This window comes from Aerococcus sp. HMSC23C02, from assembly GCF_001806805.1.
Classification (GTDB): Bacteria; Bacillota; Bacilli; order Lactobacillales; family Aerococcaceae; genus Aerococcus; species Aerococcus sanguinicola.
The window spans coordinates 554,641-561,796 of record NZ_KV786043.1; the positions used below are offsets into that span (position 1 = coordinate 554,641).

7 protein-coding genes are annotated in these 7,156 nt (G+C 47.8%); 5 read left to right on the plus strand and 2 right to left on the minus strand.

Annotated elements, in window-relative coordinates; genetic code table 11:
- Positions 1-566: 566 nt before the first annotated feature.
- Positions 567-1,091 (minus strand): DNA-3-methyladenine glycosylase I, encoded by a 525-nt coding sequence (locus tag HMPREF3090_RS04060; RefSeq protein ID WP_067975312.1) that lies wholly within the window; start codon positions 1,089-1,091, stop codon positions 567-569.
- 168 nt (positions 1,092-1,259) lie between these two features.
- On the opposite strand from HMPREF3090_RS04060, the gene HMPREF3090_RS04065 reads away from it, so the two are divergent.
- The 4 genes from HMPREF3090_RS04065 to rplT all read left to right on the plus strand — a co-directional run bounded on the left by HMPREF3090_RS04065 (position 1,260) and on the right by rplT (position 3,676).
- A complete protein-coding gene (locus HMPREF3090_RS04065) occupies positions 1,260-2,096 on the plus strand; it encodes a MetQ/NlpA family ABC transporter substrate-binding protein (protein WP_070485984.1) in 837 nt (278 codons plus the stop codon).
- Positions 2,097-2,526: 430 nt separating this feature from the next.
- A complete protein-coding gene (infC, locus tag HMPREF3090_RS04070; RefSeq protein WP_101603559.1) occupies positions 2,527-3,051 on the plus strand; it encodes a translation initiation factor IF-3 in 525 nt (174 codons plus the stop codon).
- Between the two features lie 30 nt (positions 3,052-3,081).
- Positions 3,082-3,282, plus strand: a complete 201-nt coding sequence (rpmI, locus tag HMPREF3090_RS04075; RefSeq protein ID WP_067975318.1) for a 50S ribosomal protein L35 — start codon at positions 3,082-3,084, stop codon at positions 3,280-3,282.
- A gap of 34 nt (positions 3,283-3,316) precedes the next feature.
- Positions 3,317-3,676 (plus strand): 50S ribosomal protein L20, encoded by a 360-nt coding sequence (gene rplT / locus HMPREF3090_RS04080; protein ID WP_067975321.1) that lies wholly within the window; start codon positions 3,317-3,319, stop codon positions 3,674-3,676.
- A 470-nt stretch (positions 3,677-4,146) separates the two neighbouring features.
- Here the strand turns inward: rplT and HMPREF3090_RS04085 are convergent, their stop codons facing one another.
- Positions 4,147-5,127: a nuclease-related domain-containing protein gene (locus HMPREF3090_RS04085; protein WP_067975325.1), complete on the minus strand. Its 981-nt coding sequence runs from the start codon at positions 5,125-5,127 to the stop codon at positions 4,147-4,149.
- Positions 5,128-5,452: 325 nt separating this feature from the next.
- On the opposite strand from HMPREF3090_RS04085, the gene HMPREF3090_RS04090 reads away from it, so the two are divergent.
- Positions 5,453-6,871, plus strand: coding sequence for an alanine/glycine:cation symporter family protein (locus tag HMPREF3090_RS04090; protein ID WP_070485987.1), 1,419 nt, complete (start codon positions 5,453-5,455; stop codon positions 6,869-6,871).
- The last annotated feature ends 285 nt before the right edge of the window (positions 6,872-7,156 follow it).

A 7,156-nucleotide genomic window follows, 5' to 3' on the forward strand; every position in this document is an offset into this window, starting at 1 on the left:
TCCGTAAGTCGCTAGCGCTCCAACGGCTAAAGCAGCACCGGGGCGAGCCAAGGTCTCTCGCCTAGCGAGATTCAAAATTAGAGTGCGACAAAAGTCGTTAAGCTCTGAACCACTGGAATAAAGGATGGAAGAGCCTTGAAGAGGCTCGGCCAACCTTTGTGAAGTGGAGTCAGAGCTGACTTTTGGAGCAGGTTTTGGCTTGTACGGCTTACGCCGACTAGCCGTAATTCACATCTAGTCGGGTTCGGTCTGGCAGCTTTCGTGTCACTTCACAAGTCTCCGCCGCAGTCTTGCAGACTGCTCTGGCGACTTGCTCCAGTGAAGGAAAGCTAACCGCCAGCCCTCTCACCCTGAAACTTGCTTGGTCACGGCTAAGGGCCAACTTCAACGCTTCACTCCTGCTCACAATTAATCTGCTTAGCTGCTCTTATGGAAGTGTTGATAGCTGTTGATATAAATAACTGCAAATTAAAAAGCACGATGCCTTGTTTTGGCAGCCGTGCTTTTAAAAATGCTTGTATGAAACGGATGCTCAATCATACGATTGAAGAAATAATTTTATAAATTTACGCCCAATCACAGGCCGCTTGGTGGGGGTTGAAGGCGCCGATGGCTTCGAGGAAGGCGGTCATGGTGGCGGGGCCGATGTAGGTGAAGCCGTCCTTCTTCATCGCCTTGAGGATTTTTTGGCTCATTGCGTCATTGGAGTCGCTTTGCTTCTTGGTGTCATCGATCAGGTCCCAGAGATAATCAGCGAAAGTTTCCCCCTCCGCCAAACGGTCAACCAAGACTTGGGCATTGTGGATAATGGCCTGGATCTTGCGCCGGTTGCGGATAAGTCGGCTGTCTTGGAGGAGCCCTTGGTACTTGTAGCGGTCATAGCGGGCGATCTTTCGGTAGTCGAACTGGTCGTAGGCTGAATCGAAGTCCTCAGCTTTCTTAAGGACGGTTTCCCAGGACAGGCCACCTTGCATGATTTCCAGGCTTAGGGCTTTGAAGAGGGCCTGGTCATCAGTGGTCGGTCTGCCCCAAATCTGGTCGTGGTAGGCAATAAGTTCGGGCGTCGTGGCCCAGCTGCAACGTGCTGTCATCTGTTTGCGTCATCCTTTCCATTTGCTTTACTACCATTATAGCATGCTTGTTCAGGAATGATGGGGAAGAACTATCAGTCGGGAGAGGCTTTCATTTCTCAAAGGACAAGGAATGTGTTAGACTAAGACCATAAAACTTATAAAAAGTAAGCAGATAGGAGTGTTCGTATGCACAAATTTAAAACAGCAGTCCTTGCCGTCTTGGCTCTCTTGACTCTGGGAGCTTGCGGTTCTAACCAGGCCTCACAGAATGAGGCAGCTGCCGAGGATAGCCAGGATATCCGTCTCGCCACCTCGCCGGGCCCCTATAGCGATCTTTTCCTTGATGTGGTAAAACCAATTCTCGAAGAAGATGGCTACAAGGTCGAAACCGTCGAATTCACCGACCTGCGTGAAGCAGACGTGGCCCTCGAAGAGAAGGCAGCTGACCTCAATATCGAGCAGCACACCCTCTACATGGAGAACTTCAACGAGGAAAAAGATGCCCACCTGACCAATATCCAACCCTTGCCGACCGTTCCTATGGCCATCTTCCCAGGCCAAAAGGATAGCTTCGACAGCCTAGAAGCCGGCGATCAAATCGGGGTGCCGGACGATCCATCCAACCTGTCCCGCGCCTTGCTCTTACTGGAAAAAGAAGGACTGATTACCCTCGACCCTAATGCAGACAAGGCCAACTTGAATGTGGAGCACATTACTGAAAATCCTAAGAACTTAAAGATTGAAGTTATTAGCTCTCCTAACTTGGCCCGAACCACACCGGACCTGGCCCTAGCTGCCATCCCAGGTTCGCGCGCCTTCGATGCCGGCATTGACTTCCAGACCGCCCTGGCCTATGAAGACGTGGCACCAGAATTCATGCTTCAATTGGTTGTGCGTGAAGAAGACAAGGATAAGGACTGGGTCAAGGCCGTTTCCAAAGCCTACAAGTCCGACCAAGTCAAAGATGCCGTTGAAAAAATCAACCAAGAATCCAGTCAAGCTTACTGGATCTTACCGGAATAGTAGACTTAGAGACTATGTTCCAAAGGTCGGGCAGACCTGACTTTTGGAACATTTTTCTTGTTTAAAGAGAGGCCGGGGGTTTGCTCCTGGTCTTTTATTTTGTTGAGCATCCCTTCTGCTTTGAAATGGATCGTTAAATGCAATTAGCAGTGTAAGTAGAATCCAAGATTTTTTTTGATAGCCTACGATTTTTTCGAATTTCCCCTTGACCCGGGGAGGGGGACATGGTATGATAGCAAAGTGAGACAAGAAGCAGAGACCTACCCGTTTCTCACCTGAGTTGACAAAGACGTCCTCGGGTTGATAGATTCAAGTGCACAAGGGACCCTTGTGCGAGCAGCGACGGGTAATTTTAATTTTCCGTCGCTTTTTCTATGCTGAAATCTCAAAGAATGATGAATGCAAATTTGAACTATGGAGGGGGATAATTATCGCAAAAGAAAAAGATAACATCGTCAATGGATCGATTCGAGCACGCGAAATGCGCGTGATTGATCCTGAGGGTGAACAGTTGGGTGTTCTTTCTAAGAAAGATGCTCTTGATAAAGCGAGTGAATATGAACTTGACCTTGTTCTCGTGTCACCAGGTGCTAAGCCACCGGTTGCGCGGATCATGGACTATGGCAAGTTCCGTTACCAACAACAACGTAAGGCCCGTGAACAGCGTAAGAACCAACGGACCATCCAAGTTAAAGAAATTCGTTTGAGCCCAGCCATTGATGACAATGATTTCAATACGAAATTACGTCAAGGCCGCAAGTTCATCAAGAAGGGTGACAAGGTTAAGGTATCCATCCGTTTCAAAGGCCGTGCCATTACGCACAAGGACTTAGGACGTGAGGTACTGGAACGTTTTGCTGACGAGATGAGCGATATCGCCACCGTTGAGCAAAAACCTAAGATGGAAGGCCGGTCTATGCAGCTTATGCTAGCACCTAAGCCTGAAGACAAATAATCCAATTAACAAAAATGGGAGGAAATTATTATGCCTAAACAAAAAACACACCGTGCATCGGCTAAACGCTTCAAATTTACCGCTTCAGGTAAGTTAAAACGTAGTCATTCAGAACGCTCTCACCGTTTCCATGGTAAGACCAAGAAACAACGTCGTCAGCACAAACCAGCTGCAATGGTTCACCAATCTGACCAAAAACGTATCCAACAAATGTTAGATACTTACAAATAAGCAATAATCTAGAGAAACAAGGAGGAATTTTCGAATGGCTCGAGTTAAAGGTGGAACAGTTAGTCGTAAAAGACGTAAAAAATATATTAAATTAGCAAAAGGTTATTACGGATCTAAAAGTGTAAACTACAAGATGGCTAAACAAGCTGTCATGAAGTCCTACATGTACGCTTACCGCGACCGTCGTCAGAAAAAACGTGACTTCCGTCGTCTATGGATCACCCGTATCAATGCCCAAGCACGTGTTAACGGCTTAAGCTACAGCAAATTAATCAACGGCTTAAAACAAGCTGGCATTGAAATCAACCGTAAAATGCTTGCTGACCTTGCAGTCAACGATGCTGATGCCTTCGCATCAATCTGCGACCAAGCAAAAGCAGCATTAGAAAAATAATCATATAAAGCAGTAAAGCACCGCCCACCGTGGCGGTGCTTTTCCTTTGGGATAAGAGTGGTTGGCGGGCGCTAGGTCCGCCTTCCTTGTATTGTATGGATGGTGGGGAAAGCAGAGGCTGGGGCCTCTGCTTTTTCGTTGTAGGGGGCTAGAGAAATTGCTTATTTTGGATGGGGATGGGGGTGTTTTATTAAGAAACTGCCAATTCCCAAGGGAAAAGGCAGTAAGATCAATAGAAACTGCCAGTTCTTAAGGGAATAGGCAGTAAGAGTAATAGAAACTGCCAGTTCTTAAGGGAAAAGGCAGTAAGATCAATAGAAACTGCCAGTTCTCAAGAGCAGAGGCAGTAAGAGTAATAGAAACTGCCAGTTCTCAAGAGAAAAGGCAGTAAGTCAGTGAAAGCCTGATATCTTTTAGGCGCTGCTATGATCATTGTATTCATTTCAAAAATATTCTAAGTATTATGGCTCTTAGGTTAAAAATTTTTGATGAATCCAATAATAATCGCGTTCTAAGTCAATAGGCCAAACGATTTTATGAGAAATATCAGGATCTTGCTTGAAGGGGTTGTGGTAGCTGTTTCTTTTAACGCGATTGAAATTTTTGTTAAAAATACGATACAAGCTGCGGTCTGAACATTGTTTTCCTAAAAATTCCCGTGCTAGTGATAGGCTCAGCGGTTGGTCATAAAGAAGAACTGATAGCTCACATAAGTGGCGATGAACTAGACTTTCTGAATTCTCAATAAAACCACAATTGTTACAAGAAATGCGTCTCCGGTTATAAATATTCCCAAGCCTCGCCCGGCACCGCCAACAATAAATCCCTCCCTGCATCCGCGCCCAGTGGTCAGTTGTGGCTTGGCATTTCTCATAGGGGTTGGGGCGCAATTTCCCTTGGACCAAGCCTAGGAGCTGGTCTGTCTTGTATCGCGCTGGTGCTTGGGCTAGGTCTCTCAAGAATTCCCAGATATCGTTGCGACGCAGGACACCGTGGCTCCAGCTCTCGTCGACAGTGACTTGGTGGCGTTCGTTAATGAAGACTAGGTAGCCTTGCTTGCCTTGGGGGCGGCCGTGTCCGTCTAGGTCTTGGTTGAAACGGTCGACCATCCGCTCCAGCTGGATAAAAATATTGTGGCGCCAGCGCTTGTCGTTGTGGTAAAAAGTTCCCGCTTCATAGCGGACCGGCGACCGGTAATTCTTGACGTCAAAGAGATAGTAGCCGCTGGGGCAGACCAGGATCGCGTCGACTTGGGTGGGGTTGGCTTCGCCGAAGTAACAATCCGTCAATAGGTAAAAATCGCCCGTCAAATATTTCTTCAAAATCCGCTGGAACTCCCACTCGCCCCAGTAGCCCAGGCGCAAGGCGTGCAGGCGTTCGGCTTGGTCGGCGTCCAGGCACTGGCGGTGATTCAAAATTTCCAGGCTTAATAATTCATGGGTCATCTGCATGTAAATCCCTCCTATTCATATATAAACGAAAGTGTCTAAAATTCATCAAACAAAATTAAATGTTATAAAATCTCCCCAGAATAAATGCAATAATTGTTCAAAAATTGAAAAAACTATAAAAATCAAGTGAATGTGGCATAAAAATTGACATTCCACAAATCCCTGAAATCACGGTCGCCAGCCAATCGACAATGTTATAAAAACTTACATCACTCGACCATCCATAAGCATAACCAATCGTAAAATAAAGATTAGAAATTGACGGCAATTATAAGATCCCTTATTCTAGAGAAAAAGAAAACTTTTCGAAGAGGAGGAGATTTGGATGTCAGAAATGATTACAGGCTTTCTAAGTCCAATCAGCGATTTCTTATACTATCCAGTCCTGATTATCTTATTGCTAGGAATAGGCCTTTATTTCACATTCCGAACCAAATTTGTTCAATTAAGTAACTTTAAAGAAGCTGTCCATGTGGTTATGGAAGCGCCGGAGGAAGAGGGATCGGTGTCCTCCTTCCAGGCACTGATGATCTCAACCGCCTCGCGGGTAGGGACCGGGAACATCGTCGGGGTGGCCACGGCTATCTGCCTCGGGGGCTACGGCGCCGTCTTCTGGATGTGGATCGTGGCTCTGATCGGGGGCGCTTCAGCCTTCATCGAATCGACCCTAGCCCAGATCTACAAGCGTCGGGACACCTTCTCTGGCGAGAGCTACGGGGGACCGTCCTACTATATTGAATCGGCCCTCCACAGCCGGACCTTGGGGATTATTTTCTCCATCTTCCTGATCCTAACCTATGCGGTGGGCTTCAACATGCTGGCCGCCTTCAACCTCCGCGATTCCTTCCAGGTCTATGATTTCTACGACCCACAGTGGACACCGATCCTGGTGGGTGCCGGCCTAGCCTTAGTAACGGCCTACTGCGTCCTCGGTGGGGGCAAGCGGATTATCCAGTTCACCAGCTTCCTCGTTCCCTTCATGGGCATGATCTACGTGGCGGTGGCAGTCCTCATGATCATCCTCAACCTCAACTACATGCCGACCGTCTTCAAGCTCGTCTTCCAGGATGCCTTCAACTTCAAGGCTATCTTCTCAGGGATCGCGGGCTCCAGCATGATGTACGGGATCAAGCGTGGCCTCTTCTCCAACGAAGCCGGGATCGGGTCAGCGCCTAACGCAGCGGCAGCCGCCCACGTCTCCCACCCCGTCAAGCAAGGTCTCGTCCAAATGATGTCCGTCTTCATCGACACCCTGGTTATCTGCTCGGCGACAGCCTTCATGTGTCTGAGCTCAGGTGTGACACCAAGCCCAGAACTCTCAGGCGCACCTTACGCCCAAGCCGCCCTGTCCACCTTCCTCGGGGGCTATGGGAATCTCTTCATCACCATCTCCCTCATGCTCTTTGGCTTCACCACCCTGATCGGCAACCTCTACTACGTGGATAACAACCTGGCCTACATCTTCGGCAAAATGCCCCGGGCCTCCTTCATGATAGCCTTCCGCCTGGTCGCTGCAGGCGTCATCTTCCTCGGCGCCATCCAACAAGCCGACCTCGTCTGGTTAATGGCCGACGTCATGATGGCACTCATGGCCCTAATCAACCTACCGTCCATCCTAATCCTCGGCAAAACAGCCCTAGCTGCGCTCTCCGACTACAGCAAACAGCGCAAAGCCGGACAAAAACCCGTCTTCTACGCCAAAAATATCGGCCTAGACGACAGCCAACTGGATTATTGGAAATAAAAAATAGCTAAATTGTGCTAGAACATTCGCTTCGCTTTGAGTTTGGTCGTTAAAAATCCCCTAAGAATAGACGCTAAAAAATCTATTCTTAGGGGATTACTATTTTCTATAAAAAAGGATACTTCTTAAATTAGACGCACATGCTTTTGAATAGGCCACTGTTTAATAAGGGAAAAATTATTCACAGAATCGAATGGTCTGCCTTTCCCTAAGCTCGAATACCACTTAAAAGTTCATCACCCAATTCATTGATGAGCAGGAGTGGAGCGTTGAAGTTGGTCCTTA

Coding starts and splice junctions, on each gene's coding strand:
- HMPREF3090_RS04060 (WP_067975312.1), bottom strand. CDS start 1,091: ATGACAGCACGTTGCAGCTGGGCCACGACGCCCGAACTTATTGCCTAC.
- HMPREF3090_RS04065 (WP_070485984.1), top strand. CDS start 1,260: ATGCACAAATTTAAAACAGCAGTCCTTGCCGTCTTGGCTCTCTTGACT.
- rpmI (WP_067975318.1), top strand. CDS start 3,082: ATGCCTAAACAAAAAACACACCGTGCATCGGCTAAACGCTTCAAATTT.
- rplT (WP_067975321.1), top strand. CDS start 3,317: ATGGCTCGAGTTAAAGGTGGAACAGTTAGTCGTAAAAGACGTAAAAAA.
- HMPREF3090_RS04085 (WP_067975325.1), bottom strand. CDS start 5,127: ATGCAGATGACCCATGAATTATTAAGCCTGGAAATTTTGAATCACCGC.
- HMPREF3090_RS04090 (WP_070485987.1), top strand. CDS start 5,453: ATGTCAGAAATGATTACAGGCTTTCTAAGTCCAATCAGCGATTTCTTA.